We start from the raw sequence: 13,958 nt of genomic DNA, 5'->3' as shown, positions 1-13,958 counted from the left end.
AAGACCCGCCTGGACCGACTACTGCTGGTTCAATAAAGCTCGTATGGAAATGACTGATTGTACTCCATTAGGCGGTGACTGTGCCAGTACACAATGACAGTGAGGGGGGACTGGCTCCGTCAGGTGCCTTTCCCTTTACCAGGAAAACTTCACCAACTCCGCCGCCAAAGCGTCCAGGGTGTACTCCGCCGGCTCCATGTGTACCTCAAGCCCCAGCTCTCTGCAGGTCTTCGAGGTGACCGGACCGATGGAGGCGACCTTCACCCCCTGCATGAGGTGCAGGAAACGGTTCTCGCCCAGGATGCTCGCGAGGTTCTGCACCGTGGACGACGAGGTGAAGGTGACGCACGCGACCTGCCCTTCCTCGAGTGCGGCGAGCGACTCTTCCGGGATCCGGTCCGGTGTGCGGTTCAGGTAGGCGACCGGCGCCATTACCTGCGCCCCCATCCGGGTCAATTCCTCAGGTATCACCTCGCGTGCCCGATCTCCCTTGGGGAAGAGCACCCACTGGCCGGCGATGTCCAGCTTGGCAAACTCGGCCACCACCCCTTCCGCCTTGTAGTCGGCGGGTACCAGGTCGGGCTTGATCCCGTAGGGCTCGAGCGCGGCAGCGGTCTTGGGACCAACGGCGCAGACCCTGCTGCGACCCAGGGCGCGGGTGTCGAGCCCCAGCTGGTGCAGCCTGCCGAAGAAGTACTTCACCGCGTTGTACGAGGTGAAGACGATCCACTCGAAGCTGTTCAGCCCGGCGAGCGCCTCGTCGAGTTCGGCATAGCTCAACGGCTCGTCGATCTCGATGGTGGGGCAGGTATAAACCCGGGCGCCCAGGCGCTCGAGCTTTCCGGAGAACTCACCGGCCTGGTCGGCGCCGCGGGTGACCATGACCGAACGGCCGAAGAGCGGGCGGTTGTCGAACCAGCGCAGCTGCTCCCTGAGGTTTACCACCTCGCCTACCACGGTGATGGCCGGTGCCTTGAACCCTTTGGCCTGCGCCTTCTGGGCGATGTCGGCAAGCGTGCCGGTGAGGACTTCCTGCTCGGGCCTGGTTCCCCAGCGGATCAGGGCCACCGGGGTTTCGGGAGCCCGGCCGTTGGCCATCAGGTTCTGGCAGATGCTGGGAAGGTTGCGGATCCCCATGTAGAAGACCACCGTTCCACTCCCCAGCGAGAGCCCTTCCCAGTCCACCTCGGAGCTCGCCTTGCCGGGAGATTCGTGACCGGTCACGAAGGCGACCGACGTGGTCACCGCGCGGTGGGTGAGCGGGATGCCGGCGTAGCAGGTAGCTCCCACCCCCGCCGTGATCCCCGGCACGACCTCATAGCCGATACCGGCGGCCACCAGCGCCTCGCACTCCTCGCCGCCCCGGCCGAAGATGAAGGAGTCCCCCCCCTTCAGGCGCGCCACGACCTTCCCCTGCAGCGCCTTCTCGACCAACAGATCATTGATCTGGCTCTGGGCCCGGTTGTGCTCGCCACCGACCTTGCCGGCGTAGATGAGCTCGGCGTCCTTGGGCGCCAGGCGCAGCAGCTCGCCGTTGGCCAGGTAATCGTAGAGGACGACTTCCGCCTTGCCGAGACACTCGCGCCCCTTCACCGTGATGAGGCCGGGATCGCCCGGGCCGGCACCGATCAGGTAGACGTATCCTTTTTTAGAACCTGCCATTGCCATCCTGTTTCAGAGCAAAACAGCAAAAGGCTAAGGGGTTAGCCGTTAGCCTCTTGCTGTTACAAGTCAAAAGCTTTAACCACAGAGGGGCACGGAGGAACACAGGGGAACACCAAAACCGGTAAACGCGTTTCGTTATTTCCCTTGTTTTTTCCTCTGTGCGACTCTGTGGTGAGGCTTGTCGTTAAACCGGGATTTCCTTCTCGCGGGAAACCTCGCGCTGGTATACCTCGGCGAGGATGGCGTGGCCGCCTTCCGCAAGGAGCTGCTCGGCGAGTTTCACGCCCAGTTTCTCGCAATCAACGGCCGGGCCGCTGACGGTCCCTTTCACGGAGACCTTGCCGTCCACCGAGGCGATGAAGCCGGTCAGTTTCAGCTCGTCGCCGGCAACCTCGCCGAAAGCGGCGATGGGTACCTGGCAGCCACCCTCGCAGCGCCAGAGCAGCGCGCGCTCGGCGCGTACGGCGTGTGCGGTGTCCGGATGGTTGAAGAAGGCGATCGCCTCTTTCACCGCTTCGTTGGAGAGGTTGCACTCGATCCCCAGTGCGCCCTGGCCGATGGCCGGCAGCGACAGGTCGGTGTCGAGGTACTCGGTCACCTGGTCGGCAAAGCCCAGGCGCTTGAGGCCGGCAGCGGCCAGGATGACGGCATCCAGCCCTTCCGTCTCGAGCTTTTTCATCCTGGTTTCCACGTTGCCGCGGATGATCACCATCTCGAGGTCCGGGCGCACTTTCAGGAGCTGGGCCTGGCGGCGCAGTGCCGAGGTGCCGATCTTGGCGCCCTGGGGCAGGTCGGCGAACTTCACGCCGTTGGAGATCACGGCATCGCGCGGATCTTCGCGCTCGGTGATGCAGTAAAGGCCAAGCCCTTCCGGAAATTCGGTCGGGACGTCCTTCATGCTGTGCACCGCGATGTCGATTTCGCCGCGCAGCATCGCCTCTTCGATCTCCTTCACGAAGAGCCCTTTGCCACCCACCTGGGCCAGCGGCACGTCGAGGATCTTGTCGCCGATGGTCTTGATCTTGGTGAGGGTTACGGTCATATCCGGGTAACGCTTCTCAAGCTCGGACTTCACCCAGTTTGCCTGCCAAAGCGCGAGCTGGCTCGCGCGGGTTCCAATTCTCAGCTCTTTAAGCGCCATCGGTGATTCTCCTTTATCTTTGGTGATGCGGTTGTTTTTTTGCTCGGTAAAGGACCTGAGGGGCACAGGGAACCTCGAGGACCTAAGGGAAAACTCCGGACTACCTGAACTCGACGGACCTAGTCCTCGAGGTCGACCATGACCTCCTGGGGGGTGGCGGCGTCGCCCAGGTCGAAGAGGTTGCGCAGGGCGTCGACGTACAGGTCGTTGCGGTTGCCGGGATCGGTCCTTTTCAGGACGCTGGTCGGCTGGTGCAGCAGCTTGTTCATGTAGGCGTTCATCAGCGCGTCGAGCTTCTTCTCGGCACCCGGCGGCAGATCCTTCCAGTTGGAGAGGGTCTTGGCCAGCTCGGCCTTCCTGAGCTCGTCGAAACGGTTCCTGAGCGCCACGATGGTCGGGGTAACCTCCAGCGAAGAGAGCCACTTGAAGAACTGCCCGATCTCCTGCTCGACGATCGCCTCGGCCTTGGCCGCCTCGACTTTGCGCTGCTCGAGGTTGGTAGCCACTACGCCGTTCAGGTCGTCGACGGTGTACAGGTAGGCGTTCTCGACGTTGTTCACCTTGGGATCGATGTCGCGCGGCACCGCGATGTCGATGAAGAACATCGGCTTCATCTTGCGGCGGCGGAGCACCTCCTCGACATCCTTCTCGTGGATGATGAAGTGCGGAGCACCGGTCGAGGAGAGGATGATGTCGGCCTTGGGGAGGTGGTCGAAGAGATCGTCAAAGCGCACGGCCTTCGCCGAGAACTCCTCGGCCAGCTTCTCGGCGCGCTCGAAGGTACGGTTGGTCACCATCACGCCGCGCACGCCGGTGTTGATGAAGTGCTTGGCGGCAAGTTCGCACATCTCGCCGGCACCGATCAAGAGGACCGTCTTGTCGGAGAGCTCGCCGAAGATCTTCTTGGCAAGTTCCACCGCGGCAAAGGCGACCGAAACCGCCGAGGAGGCGATCTTCGTCTCGGTGCGCACACGCTTGGCAACCGAGAAGGCCTTGTGCAGGAACCGGTTCAGGATGATCCCGGAGCTCTTGTACTCGGCGGCGTAGCCGTAAGAGGTCTTGATCTGCCCCAGGATCTGCGGCTCGCCCACCACCATCGAGTCGAGGCTCGAGGCGACGCGGAAGACGTGACGGGTGGCGTCCTCGCCGTGATAGCTGTAGAGGTGGCTCTCCAGCATCTCGAGCGGCACGTTGTGATAATCGGCCAGAAAGCGCTTGAGCCTCGCCATGCCGCCCGCGACGTCACGCGTGGTGGCGTAAATCTCCACCCGGTTGCAGGTGGAGACGATCACCGCCTCGGTGATGTCCGGAAGCGCCACCACCGCCTGGAGCGGCTTCTCCATCTGGGTAGGCGAGAAAGCAACCTTTTCCCGGACTTCTACGGCGGCGGTTTTATGCGAGAGCCCTACCACGATAATGTTCATAAACGTCCTGCCCCTTCTAGAGAATTGCAACCGAGCGCGGCTGCCGCGTCATCTGTCGCAACTCTATTTGTAACTGTGCAGCCCCCCAAGGAAGAGGTTGACGCCGAGGAAGGTGAAAATGACGATGAGGAAACCGACGATGGAGAGCATGGCCGCTTTCCGGCCGCGCCAGCCGGTAGTCAGCCTGCCGTGCAGGAGTGCCGCGTAGATGAACCAGGTGATGAGCGACCAGGTCTCTTTGGGGTCCCAGCTCCAGTAGGTGCCCCAGGCGGTTTCCGCCCAGATGGCGCCGGAGATGATGGCAAAGGTCAGCAGCGGGAAACCGAAGGTGAGGCAACGGTAGCTGATGGCATCCAGGAGATCCAGGGGGGGGAGCTTCTGGAACAGGGGGCCCAGGCGGCGTTTCTTCAGGAAGTGGCTCTGGATCAGGTACATGATGCTGACGCCGAAGGAGATGGCGAAAGCGGCGTAGCCCAGGAAGGCGACCACGGTGTGCACCGTGAGCCACTTGCTCTTGAGCGCCGGGTTCAACGGGGCAACGATACCGGAGAAGGTCGCCGCGATGGCCAGGATCAAAAGCGCGAGCGGCGTCACGAAAGAACCCAGGATGTAGGCCTTGTAGCGGTACTCGCAGAAAAGGTAGATGCCGACCGTCGCCAGGCTGAAGAACGAGAGGGATTCGTGCAGGTTGGTGATCGGGGTGTGTCCCGCCTCGAAGTAGCGGTCCACCGTGTAGGCAATGTGCACCAGGAAGCCGGCGCCGAGGACCAGCTGTGCCGTGCGTCCTACTTTCGGCTCCGTTCTCACCAGGCAGCTCAGGTAGAGGATCGTCGCTATTGCATAGATGACCAGGGTACTGTTGAAAAGCAAGGCATTCATGACGGATCCTTTTTAATCGCCCCCTCCGGCCCCGGTTCGGCCCCGGATTCGGAGAGTTTCAGGAGTATCTGGTCCAGGACTTCCAGCTGGCCATTTTTGACGAGCTGATGAAGATCGAGGGCTTCCAGCACGGCAAAAACCCGCTCATTGTATGCGGTCCCCCCCTTTTCAGTCAACAGCTTTTCACGGGCCCGACCTAAAAGCATCACTGACTTAGCGTATTCATCATCAAAGAGTGGTTCAAGTTCCTCGATGATACGCCGTGACAGTCCAGGGCTTGCTCCTGAGGTTGAGGCAGTGATCAGGAGTTCACCGCGACTGAGTACGGCAGGGGTGGTGAAGTCTCCGGACCGGGGATCCGCCACCAGGTCCACCAGTACCCCCCGGGCGCGCGCCTCCTCGGCGACCGCCCGGTTCACCTCGGGAGCGTCGGTGGCGGCAAAGGCAAGGAGCGCTCCGGCCAGGTCACCCGGCTGGTAGCTGCGCGGCAGGTGCACGAGACTCCCCTGCGCGGCAAGTTCCGCCAGGCGCGGAGCAAGACCCGGCGCAACCACGGTCACCTTGGCGCCGGCAGCAAGAAGACGCACCGCCTTGCGGGCCGCCACGGCGCCGCCGCCGATGATCACCACCACCCTATCTTTGACGTCCAGGTTTATGGGATAATAGCGCAAGGAGAACTCCGTTAATGAATTAAAGAGGTGCGCCGAACAGGCGCCACTATCGCGCAGTGAGCGCCTCAAGTCAACAGGGAAGCGGCTCCGCGCGGTAGCCAATTACCCCTTGCTTTTTTTACTCGCTCATTTATAGTTGTACTCACTTTTTTTATTAAGGAGAGGGTTCAATGGCCAGTGAAAACGTATGCACATTCACAGACGACAACTTTGAAAAAGAAGTGCTCCAGTCGGACATTCCGGTCCTGGTCGATTTCTGGGCTACCTGGTGCGCTCCCTGCAAAGCCATCGCTCCACTCATCGATAGCATTGCCTCTGAGTACGAAGGCCGTGTGAAAGTAGGCAAGGTCAACGTCGACGACAACCCCGCCACCCCCGGCAAGTACGGCGTGCGCGGCATTCCGACCGTGATTCTGCTGAAAGACGGCAAGGTGCTGGACCAGGTGGTCGGCGCAATTCCGAAGACTCAGCTGGAGGCTTTGATCAAGAAGGCGCTTTAACATGAAGAGGTTGATCCCGTTGCACAGGTTTGTGCTGAGAGTACTCCCGCTTGCGGTTGCCGGCCTGCTTCTTTCGACGCAGCCGGCAGCCGCCATCCTGCAAAAGGGTGACAAAGCCCCCGCCATCAAGTTGACCACGACATCCGGCCAGCCGGTAACGCTCAACAATTACAGAGGCTACGTCTTAGTGATGGACTTCTTCGCCACGTGGTGCATCCCGTGCAAAGAATCGATCCCGCACTTGAACGCGCTGAACAAGAAGTTCGGCAAGCAGGGCCTGCAGATCCTGGGAGTCAGCGTGGATGAAGGTGCCGAGCGCGACGTCAAGACCTTCATCGCCGACCGCAAGATCAGCTACCCGGTAGCTATCGCAGGCGAAGACCTGCAGACCGAGTACGGCCTGCGCTCCATCCCGACGGTGTACCTGATCAACAAGAAAGGGATGGTGGCGGAAAAATTCCAGGGGTACTCGGACCAAACGGGCCACGCCATGGAAGAAGCGATCAAGAGGCTCTTGGCCGAATAAAGGTTTGGAGCTGAACAGACACTAACTACGAAAAAAGGAGCGACTCAGGTCGCTCCTTTTTTTGTGCACGGTTAAGACAAAGCAGAGAGTTGCCCCGCCTACTCCCCCTCGGGCTCCGGGAGGTAGGGCTCGCCGCCGCCTTGAGCCTGCTGTTTTTTGATGGCGCTTTCCACCGCGTCTCCCACCACCTTTTCCAGATTCTCTTCCCAGGAAGGACGCTGCGGTTTCGGATAACCCGCGAGGTGCCTCAACTCGTAGTGCAGGTGCGGACCGGTGGAGCGGCCGGTACTTCCCGACAAGGCCAGTACGGTGTTGCTGTCGACCTTGTCCCCCACCTTCACCAAGACCTTCGAGTTGTGGCCGTAGATGGTGACGTAGCCGTTGCCATGGTCCACCGCCACCATCTCGCCGTAACCGCGGTAGGTGCCGGCGTAGTACACGGTGCCGGCCTCGACGGCATAGACCTTGGTACCCAGCGGGACGGCGATGTCGTACCCGTTGTGGTAAACCATGCGCCCGCTGCCAAAGGGGTCGGGACGCCAGCCGACGCCGGAGGTGACCACCCCGCCGTCCACCGGAGACGTGCGGCTGGCCAGCGCTACCTGCGGCTGGGTCAAAAGCAGAGCCAGGCCACACAGCGCAAACCGCGCCGCAAGCCGGCTCCCCTTCCCTGCCACCCCACTCCCGGAGATCACTCTCCCCCCTCCACGCCGTCTCCACAACATCCAGCCGACACCGAAGCAACTCCCGCACTCTCGCCGTACTGTTCGGCGTGGTAGGAACTGCGCACGTAGGGCCCGCTTTCCACGTGGGCGAACCCCATGGCAAGCGCCCGCAGCCGGTAGGCCTCGAAGAGTTCGGGCTCCACGAAACGCTCGACCTTCTGGTGCAGCTTGCTGGGTGCGAGGTACTGGCCGAGGCTTAAGTACGAGCAGCCGGTGGCCAGCAGGTCTTCGAGCACCTCGAAGATCTCGTTCTCCTCCTCGCCCAGTCCCAGCATGAGCCCCGACTTGGTCTTAAGCTCCGGGTTGAGCCGGTGCGCCCGGGCAAGAAGTTCCAGCGAGCGCTGGTAATCGGCGCCGGAGCGGATGGCGTAGAGCCTGGGAACTGTCTCCAGGTTGTGCCCCAGGATGTCGGGCGCGCTGGCAATCACGGTCGCCAGGGGCGCCTCCGCGCCGCGAAAATCGGGGATGAGCAGCTCGGCCTTGGTCCCCGGCGAGGCCTTCCGGATGCAGGCAACCGTCTCGGCGAAGGCCGCCGCGCCGCCGTCCGGCAAGTCGTCGCGGGTTGGGCTGGTGATCACCACGTGGGTGAGGCCAAGCCGTCGCACCGCTTCCGCCACGCTGGCCGGTTCACCGGGGTCGAGTGGCAGCGGGGTCTCTTTGGTCACCGAGCAGAACGCGCACAGGCGGGTGCAGATGCGCCCGAGAATGAGAAAGGTCGCCTGGTGCTTGCTGAAGCACTCGGTGATGTTCGGGCAGCGCGCCTGCTGGCACACGGTGTTCAGGCTCAGTTCCTTGAGCAGCCCCTCCATGGCGCCGTGCGCCGAAGGGGTGATCTTTTTCTGCAGCCATTCTGGTTTGCGGGTCATTTGCATGAAGTTACCTTGCGTTATCTGGCGAGAAGCTGCGGCGCGGGAAAGTAGCCGGCGCTACGGTTTGCCCAGGTTCCAATCCGGGTTGCGGTACTTTGTCTGTTCGAGCTCCGCCATGAGGGCGCGTTCTGCGTCGGTCAACGTCGAGGGGTGCAGGACCACCCCCAGGCGCTCCTGAAATGCCTCGACGAGCAGCGCCTTCAGGGCTCCGGTCTCGGGGACAAGCCCCAGTTCCGCGAGGCTTACCGCGTCGGTCTGACCGGAAGCCGGGTCGGCCAGGTAGCGCTGCCCGTCCCGCACCCGGTTTTTAAGCGGGATCGAACCGTGCTGCAGGATAGCCCCGCGCAGCCGGCGCTGAGCGTTGCCGCCGATCTTACGCCCGCGCACCAGGACGTCGAAATCCTCCTTCCCGGCGAAGCAGAAGGCGGTGCGCTGCCCCAGGACGGCTCCCGCCGGGCTCACATCGGTGGCGAAGGCGGCATCCAGACCGAGCTTCTGGTAGGTCCCCAGCAAAAAGGCGCACAACCTGCGGAAGCCTTCCTTCACCCCCGCGGCGTCTCCCACCTGCTCGGGCGAACAGACGAGGCTGTAGGTAAGCTCGTCGGCGTGAAAGATGATCCCGCCGCCGGTCATGCGACGCACCACCGGGACCCCGTCCGCCGCACAGAGCGCGAGATCGAGTGCCGCCGTGGCATCCTGGTAGCGCCCCACCGACAAGGCCGGGGGTTCCCAGCCGTAGAGTCTGAGTACCGGCAGCGAGGTCTGCGGATCGAAGCACCCCAGGAGTGCCTCGTCGAGGGCCATGTTGGCTGGCCCATCGAGGGGGCCTTCATCTATCAAGCGCCACAGCGGCGCAGGGTGCGACATGTGCGGTAATCCTCCAGGGGAAGCTTCAAGTTCTCATTGATACCATAGGCCCACCGTTCACTTAAAGGCTTTTCGGCATTTTGGGACTGGTACTACAAGGGAATCCAGGGCACCCCGGCACCGAGGGGCGGAACGATTCTAGCGCCGGAATCTGGCAACGAGGAGGATTGCGCAGCGTACGGTGGCACAAGCGCCGCCCCAACGCAAAAGCTCCGGAAGGAGTGTACCCTCCGGAGCTCTGGTTTGCTGGAATCCTGCCGGCTACCCTTCGCAGCAGACCTGCTGGGCGCGTGCCGCGCGGGTCTCGTCGAGGCGGCCGACCGGCATGGTCTCGGGCGCCTGGTGCAGGGCGTCCGGGTTCTCCCGGGTCAGGCGCGCCGCCTCGAGCATCACCTCGATGAAGGCGTCCATGGTGGCCTTGCTCTCGGTCTCGGTCGGCTCGATCATGATCGCCTCCTTGACGTTGAGCGGGAAGTACACGGTGGGGGGATGGAAGCCGCGGTCGATGAGGTACTTGGCGATGTCGAGGGCGTGCACCCCGTCCTTTAACTGGCGAGCCGCCGAGAAGACGCACTCGTGCATGCAGGTCATGTCGAAGGGGAGCTCGTACTCGTCCTTCAGCCGCGCCATCATGTAGTTCGCGTTCAAGACCGCCTGCTCGCTCACCTCGATGAGCCCCTCGCCCCCCAAAAGGGTGATGTAGCCGTAGGCACGCACCATGATGCCGAAGTTACCGAAGAAGTCGGAGACCCGCCCGATCCCTTCCGGGTGCGCCTCGACTCCGAAGCTGCCATCGGCGTTCTTCACCACCCGCGGCGTCGGGAGGTAGGGGATCAGCCCCTTCTTGACGCCGACCGGGCCGCTCCCCGGGCCGCCGCCACCGTGCGGGGTGCCGAAGGTCTTGTGCAGGTTCACGTGGATCACGTCGAAGCCGACGTCGCCCGGCCGCACCTTCCCCAGGATGGCGTTCAGGTTGGCGCCGTCGTAGTAGGTGAGCGCGCCGGCCTGGTGGGCGATCTCGCAGATCTCCGCGATGTGCGGGTTGAAGATCCCCAGGGTGTTGGGGCAGGTCATCATCACCGCCGCCACCTCGTTGTTCATCGCGGCCCGGTAGGCGTCGAGGTCCATGTCGCCGTAGGGGGCGGTCGGGATGGTGATGATCTCGTACCCCGCCATGGCGGCACTCGCCGGGTTGGTACCGTGCGAGGAGTCGGGAACGATGACGTACTTGCGCTTCTCGCCGCGCGCCTTGTGGTAGGCGGCGATCACCATGATGCCGGTCATCTCGCCGTGGGCGCCGGCCAGGGGCTGGGTGGTCACCTCATCCATGCCGGTGATCTCGGCCAACTGCTGCTCGAGGGCGTGGACCAGCGACAGCGGCCCCTGCACGTATTTCTCGCCACCGGGCAAAAGCGCCAGCATCGGGTGGCAGTCGACGAAGAGCGCACCGGCCTGTTCCATCACCTTGGCGTTGTACTTCATGGTGCAGGAACCCAGAGGATAGAAGTTGGTGTCCACCGAGAAGTTGCGCCGGGAGAGGTTGGTGTAGTGACGCACCAGGTCGAGCTCGCTCACCTCGGGAAAACCGGCGGCCTCCGTGCGGCGCAGCGCCTCGGGAAGCGGCGCGGCCTTGGGGACGTCGGAAAGCGGGATCCGGACCCCGCTGCGGCCGGCCACCGACTTTTCGTAGATCAGTTCCATAACGCCTCCTCGAGTCGTGCCGCCAGTGCGTCGATTTCCGCCTTGGTCCGTTTCTCGGTGACCGTCACCACCAGCTCGTCCTCGCGCCCCGGGTAGTAGCCGGCAACCGGAACGCCCGCGGCAACCCCTCTATCGAGCAGGCGGGCAACCACCTCGGCGGCCGGCTTGGGGAGCTTCAGGGTGAACTCGTTGAAGGTGGGGGCTGCGTTTGCGAGGCTCACCCCCTTGAGCGCGCCCAGCACCGATTTGGCGTACTCCGCCTTGTCGTAGTTGAGCAGGGCCAGATCCGCAAACCCCTTCTTGCCGAGGGAGGCCACGAAGATCAGGCCGCGCAGGGCGCACAGGCTCTGGTTGGAGCAGATGTTGGAGGTCGCCTTGTGGCGCTTTATGTGCTGCTCGCGCGCCTGCAGGGTGAGCACGTAGCCGCGCCGCCCCTGGGCGTCCACCGTCTCGCCCACGATGCGGCCCGGGAGGTTGCGGATGAAGCGCTTGCGGGTGGCGATGAAGCCGAAGTAGGGACCGCCGAAGGAGAGCGGGTTCCCCAGGCTCTGCCCCTCGCCTACCGCGATGTCCGCCCCCATCTCGCCGGGGCTCTTCAAGAGCCCCATCGCTATCGGGTAGCAGGAGACGATGAGCAGTGCGCCCTGTTCGTGGGCCTTTTTCGCGAGTTCGGTGAGATCGGCGACGCTGCCGAAGAAGTTCGGGTGCTGCACGATGACCGCGGCGGTCTCTTCGGTGATGGAGTTCATGAGCCCGGCGAGATCCACCTCGCACCCCGCGGGGGGGAGCTGGCAGACGCCGGCCTCGAGGCTCGCCAGGTACCCGCAGACCACCTCGCGGTGCAGCGGGTTGACCGAGCCGTCCAGCACCACGGCGTGGCGCCCCGTGATACGCAGCGCCATGAGCGCCGCCTCGGCAAGCGCGGTGCCGCCGTCGTAGAGCGAGGCGTTGGAAGCCTCCATCCCGGTGAGCCGGCAGATCGCGCTCTGGTACTCGTAGAGCGCCTGCAGGGTCCCCTGGGCACACTCGGGCTGGTACGGGGTGTAGGCGGTGTAGAACTCGGCGCGCCCGGAGAGGTGATCCACCGCCGCCGGAATGATGTGGTCGTAGATGCCGCCGCCGATGAAGGGAACGATCTCCGTCCCGCCCTGGCGCGCCTTCTCGCGCATGAGCGCCATGAGCTCGAACTCGGATACCCCCGCGGGGAGGTTGAAGGACTTGGCCCTCAGCTCCTCAGGGATCGGCGCGAAGAGGTCAGCGACCCCGGAGGCGCCGATGACGGCGAGCATGTCCCGGATCTCCTCCGGGGTATTCGGGCAGTATCCCATTACTCGAGTCCTTTAAGGTATTCGGCGTAGGCGGCGGCGTCCATGAGGGCACTCACGTCTGCAGCATTGGCGACCTCGAGCCGGCAGATCCACCCCTCCTCCTCGGCGCTCTCGTTGACCAGTTCCGGAGCGTCCTCCAGCTTGTCGTTCACCGCCACGACCTTGCCCGACACCGGTGCGTAGATGTCGCTGGCGGCCTTCACCGACTCGATCCCCGCCAGGGTGTCGAACTGTTTCAAGGTCTTGCCGACCTGCGGCAGCTCGACAAAGGTAATGTCGCCGAGTTCGTGGGCTGCGTGCGCGCTGATGCCGACGGTTGCCTGGCTGCCGTCGATCTTGACCCACTCGTGCTCTTTGCTGAAATACATGGACATGGTGAACCTCCGGTTGAGTATGGTTAAGTGCCGATCACGATTTCAAAATGAGAAGAGCTAGGCGCGCAGCGAGCCGCCGGTGTAGAAGGGAAGCTCGACCACCTCGGCTTCCATCTCGACGCGCTCATGCCGGATGGAGAGCTTGGTGCCGAGAGCGGAGGCGTCCGGCGTCACGAAGCCCAGGCCGATGCCGCAGCCGAGCATGGGGGAGAAGGCGCCGCTGGTGACGGTGCCGACCGCTGCCCCCTCGCGCCAGATCTCGTAGTGGTGCCGGGGCGAGCGGCGCGAGGTGACCTTGAAGGCCACCTTGACCCGCTCGGGGCCCCGCTGCTGTTCCTCGACCAGGGCGTTTTTCCCCACGAACTCCTTGTCGAGGTTCACGAAGTTGCGCAGTCCGGCGGCTACCGGTGTGGTGTTTTCGTCGAGGTCGTTGCCGTACAGCGAGTAGCCTACCTCCAGGCGCAGCAGGTCGCGGGCCCCCAGGCCGGCAGGCGCTACCCGCGGGTCCTTGAGCAGCTGTTCCCAGAGCTCCACCGCCTTGTGTGCCGGGATGAAGATCTCGTAGCCGAGTTCGCCGGTGTAGCCGGTCCGGCTCACCAGGGCCTCGACGCCCAGGATAGTGGTCTTGATGAATTTGAAGAAGGGGATGCTGCCGATTTCCGGCCCGAAGAGCTCGACCAGCACCTCGCGGGAAAGCGGGCCCTGCAGGTCGAGTTTCCCGGTACGCTGGGAGATGTCGGTCAGGTTGGCCCCCTCTTTGAGGCGGGAGCGGATCACGGCGAAGTCGTTGTCGATGGTGGCGGCGTTCACCACGATCATCACCTGGTCCTGGGCAAGGCGGAACACGATGAGGTCGTCGATCACCCCGCCGCGCTCGTTGAGCAGGAAGCCGTAGCGAGAGCGCCCGACCGGGATGTTCTGCACCGAGAAGGTGAAGACGTCGTCCAGGCCGTCGGCGACGATATCACCCTGAAACAGGAACTCACCCATGTGGCAGATGTCGAAGAGTGCCGCCTTTTCCCGGCACCACTTGTGCTCGGCGATGATGCCGGCATACTGGATAGGCATCAGCCAGCCACCGAAGGGTGCCATGAGTGCCTTGAGTCCCTCGTGATGCTCGCGCAGCGGAGTTGCTTTGAGATCTTCCATGGGTGGATTCTCCTCTTTGCAGGTTGGCCGCAAATTTAAGAAAAATATCCCTCTTTGTAAACAATATTCTTCCGACCATCCAACGTAGTCGGATCCCCTACGGCCCGCCTTTAACCTTGCCAAATTCCGCCATATGTCT

The 13,958-nt window shown here is 63.3% G+C and carries 14 protein-coding genes; 2 read left to right on the top strand and 12 right to left on the bottom strand.

Features of this window, described 5'->3' with window-relative positions:
• Window positions 1-135: 135 nt before the first annotated feature.
• From cobA to H7688_RS12155, 5 genes are all read right to left on the bottom strand, one after another.
• Window positions 136-1,662, bottom strand: coding sequence for a uroporphyrinogen-III C-methyltransferase (cobA, locus tag H7688_RS12175; protein WP_371873176.1), 1,527 nt, complete (start codon window positions 1,660-1,662; stop codon window positions 136-138).
• A 187-nt stretch (window positions 1,663-1,849) separates the two neighbouring features.
• The gene (gene hemC / locus H7688_RS12170) at window positions 1,850-2,806 is read right to left on the bottom strand and encodes a hydroxymethylbilane synthase (protein ID WP_183361386.1); all 957 of its coding nucleotides are present in this window, start codon (window positions 2,804-2,806) and stop codon (window positions 1,850-1,852) included.
• Between the two features lie 119 nt (window positions 2,807-2,925).
• Window positions 2,926-4,230: a glutamyl-tRNA reductase gene (gene hemA / locus H7688_RS12165; protein ID WP_183361385.1), complete on the bottom strand. Its 1,305-nt coding sequence runs from the start codon at window positions 4,228-4,230 to the stop codon at window positions 2,926-2,928.
• 63 nt (window positions 4,231-4,293) lie between these two features.
• Window positions 4,294-5,109 carry a c-type cytochrome biogenesis protein CcsB gene (gene ccsB, locus H7688_RS12160; protein WP_183361384.1) on the bottom strand — a complete coding sequence of 272 codons (816 nt, stop codon included), beginning with the start codon at window positions 5,107-5,109 and terminating at the stop codon, window positions 4,294-4,296.
• Window positions 5,106-5,780 carry a precorrin-2 dehydrogenase/sirohydrochlorin ferrochelatase family protein gene (locus H7688_RS12155; RefSeq protein WP_183361383.1) on the bottom strand — a complete coding sequence of 225 codons (675 nt, stop codon included), beginning with the start codon at window positions 5,778-5,780 and terminating at the stop codon, window positions 5,106-5,108. The genes ccsB and H7688_RS12155 overlap by 4 nt, the downstream gene beginning before the upstream one ends.
• A 170-nt stretch (window positions 5,781-5,950) precedes the next feature.
• On the opposite strand from H7688_RS12155, the gene trxA reads away from it, so the two are divergent.
• Both trxA and H7688_RS12145 read left to right on the top strand, forming a co-directional pair.
• On the top strand, window positions 5,951-6,280 hold the full coding sequence (gene trxA, locus H7688_RS12150; RefSeq protein WP_183354485.1) for a thioredoxin: 330 nt from the start codon (window positions 5,951-5,953) through the stop codon (window positions 6,278-6,280).
• 1 nt (window position 6,281) lies between these two features.
• Window positions 6,282-6,806 carry a TlpA family protein disulfide reductase gene (locus H7688_RS12145; RefSeq protein ID WP_183361382.1) on the top strand — a complete coding sequence of 175 codons (525 nt, stop codon included), beginning with the start codon at window positions 6,282-6,284 and terminating at the stop codon, window positions 6,804-6,806.
• A 98-nt stretch (window positions 6,807-6,904) separates the two neighbouring features.
• Here H7688_RS12145 and H7688_RS12140 read toward each other — a convergent pair whose 3' ends face one another.
• From H7688_RS12140 to gcvT, 7 genes are all read right to left on the bottom strand, one after another.
• Window positions 6,905-7,501, bottom strand: a complete 597-nt coding sequence (locus H7688_RS12140; RefSeq protein WP_281379460.1) for a M23 family metallopeptidase — start codon at window positions 7,499-7,501, stop codon at window positions 6,905-6,907.
• On the bottom strand, window positions 7,498-8,421 hold the full coding sequence (gene lipA, locus H7688_RS12135) for a lipoyl synthase (RefSeq protein ID WP_281379472.1): 924 nt from the start codon (window positions 8,419-8,421) through the stop codon (window positions 7,498-7,500). Before lipA ends, H7688_RS12140 begins: the two co-directional genes overlap by 4 nt.
• Before the next feature lie 36 nt (window positions 8,422-8,457).
• Window positions 8,458-9,267: a lipoate--protein ligase family protein gene (locus tag H7688_RS12130; protein WP_183361379.1), complete on the bottom strand. Its 810-nt coding sequence runs from the start codon at window positions 9,265-9,267 to the stop codon at window positions 8,458-8,460.
• Window positions 9,268-9,528: 261 nt separating this feature from the next.
• Window positions 9,529-10,968 carry an aminomethyl-transferring glycine dehydrogenase subunit GcvPB gene (gcvPB, locus tag H7688_RS12125; RefSeq protein WP_183361378.1) on the bottom strand — a complete coding sequence of 480 codons (1,440 nt, stop codon included), beginning with the start codon at window positions 10,966-10,968 and terminating at the stop codon, window positions 9,529-9,531.
• Window positions 10,959-12,296: an aminomethyl-transferring glycine dehydrogenase subunit GcvPA gene (gene gcvPA / locus H7688_RS12120; RefSeq protein WP_183361377.1), complete on the bottom strand. Its 1,338-nt coding sequence runs from the start codon at window positions 12,294-12,296 to the stop codon at window positions 10,959-10,961. Before gcvPA ends, gcvPB begins: the two co-directional genes overlap by 10 nt.
• Window positions 12,296-12,670 carry a glycine cleavage system protein GcvH gene (gene gcvH / locus H7688_RS12115; RefSeq protein ID WP_183361376.1) on the bottom strand — a complete coding sequence of 125 codons (375 nt, stop codon included), beginning with the start codon at window positions 12,668-12,670 and terminating at the stop codon, window positions 12,296-12,298. The genes gcvPA and gcvH overlap by 1 nt, the downstream gene beginning before the upstream one ends.
• Before the next feature lie 57 nt (window positions 12,671-12,727).
• The gene (gene gcvT / locus H7688_RS12110) at window positions 12,728-13,819 is read right to left on the bottom strand and encodes a glycine cleavage system aminomethyltransferase GcvT (RefSeq protein WP_183361375.1); all 1,092 of its coding nucleotides are present in this window, start codon (window positions 13,817-13,819) and stop codon (window positions 12,728-12,730) included.
• Window positions 13,820-13,958: the final 139 nt, after the last annotated feature.

It is taken from the genome of Geomonas limicola (assembly GCF_014193675.1).
Lineage (GTDB): Bacteria > Desulfobacterota > Desulfuromonadia > Geobacterales > Geobacteraceae > Geomonas > Geomonas limicola.
The sequence above is the reverse complement of the archived record's forward strand: the minus strand, read 5'-3'. Positions and strand labels throughout refer to the sequence as shown.

Bases quoted from the DNA above. Each gene is read 5' to 3' on its own strand.
- H7688_RS12130 (WP_183361379.1), bottom strand. From the start codon at position 9,267: ATGTCGCACCCTGCGCCGCTGTGGCGCTTGATAGATGAAGGCCCCCTC.
- H7688_RS12145 (WP_183361382.1), top strand. From the start codon at position 6,282: ATGAAGAGGTTGATCCCGTTGCACAGGTTTGTGCTGAGAGTACTCCCG.
- cobA (WP_371873176.1), bottom strand. From the start codon at position 1,662: ATGGCAGGTTCTAAAAAAGGATACGTCTACCTGATCGGTGCCGGCCCG.
- hemC (WP_183361386.1), bottom strand. From the start codon at position 2,806: ATGGCGCTTAAAGAGCTGAGAATTGGAACCCGCGCGAGCCAGCTCGCG.
- gcvPA (WP_183361377.1), bottom strand. From the start codon at position 12,296: ATGGGATACTGCCCGAATACCCCGGAGGAGATCCGGGACATGCTCGCC.
- trxA (WP_183354485.1), top strand. From the start codon at position 5,951: ATGGCCAGTGAAAACGTATGCACATTCACAGACGACAACTTTGAAAAA.
- gcvT (WP_183361375.1), bottom strand. From the start codon at position 13,819: ATGGAAGATCTCAAAGCAACTCCGCTGCGCGAGCATCACGAGGGACTC.
- ccsB (WP_183361384.1), bottom strand. From the start codon at position 5,109: ATGAATGCCTTGCTTTTCAACAGTACCCTGGTCATCTATGCAATAGCG.
- hemA (WP_183361385.1), bottom strand. From the start codon at position 4,230: ATGAACATTATCGTGGTAGGGCTCTCGCATAAAACCGCCGCCGTAGAA.
- gcvPB (WP_183361378.1), bottom strand. From the start codon at position 10,968: ATGGAACTGATCTACGAAAAGTCGGTGGCCGGCCGCAGCGGGGTCCGG.
- gcvH (WP_183361376.1), bottom strand. From the start codon at position 12,670: ATGTCCATGTATTTCAGCAAAGAGCACGAGTGGGTCAAGATCGACGGC.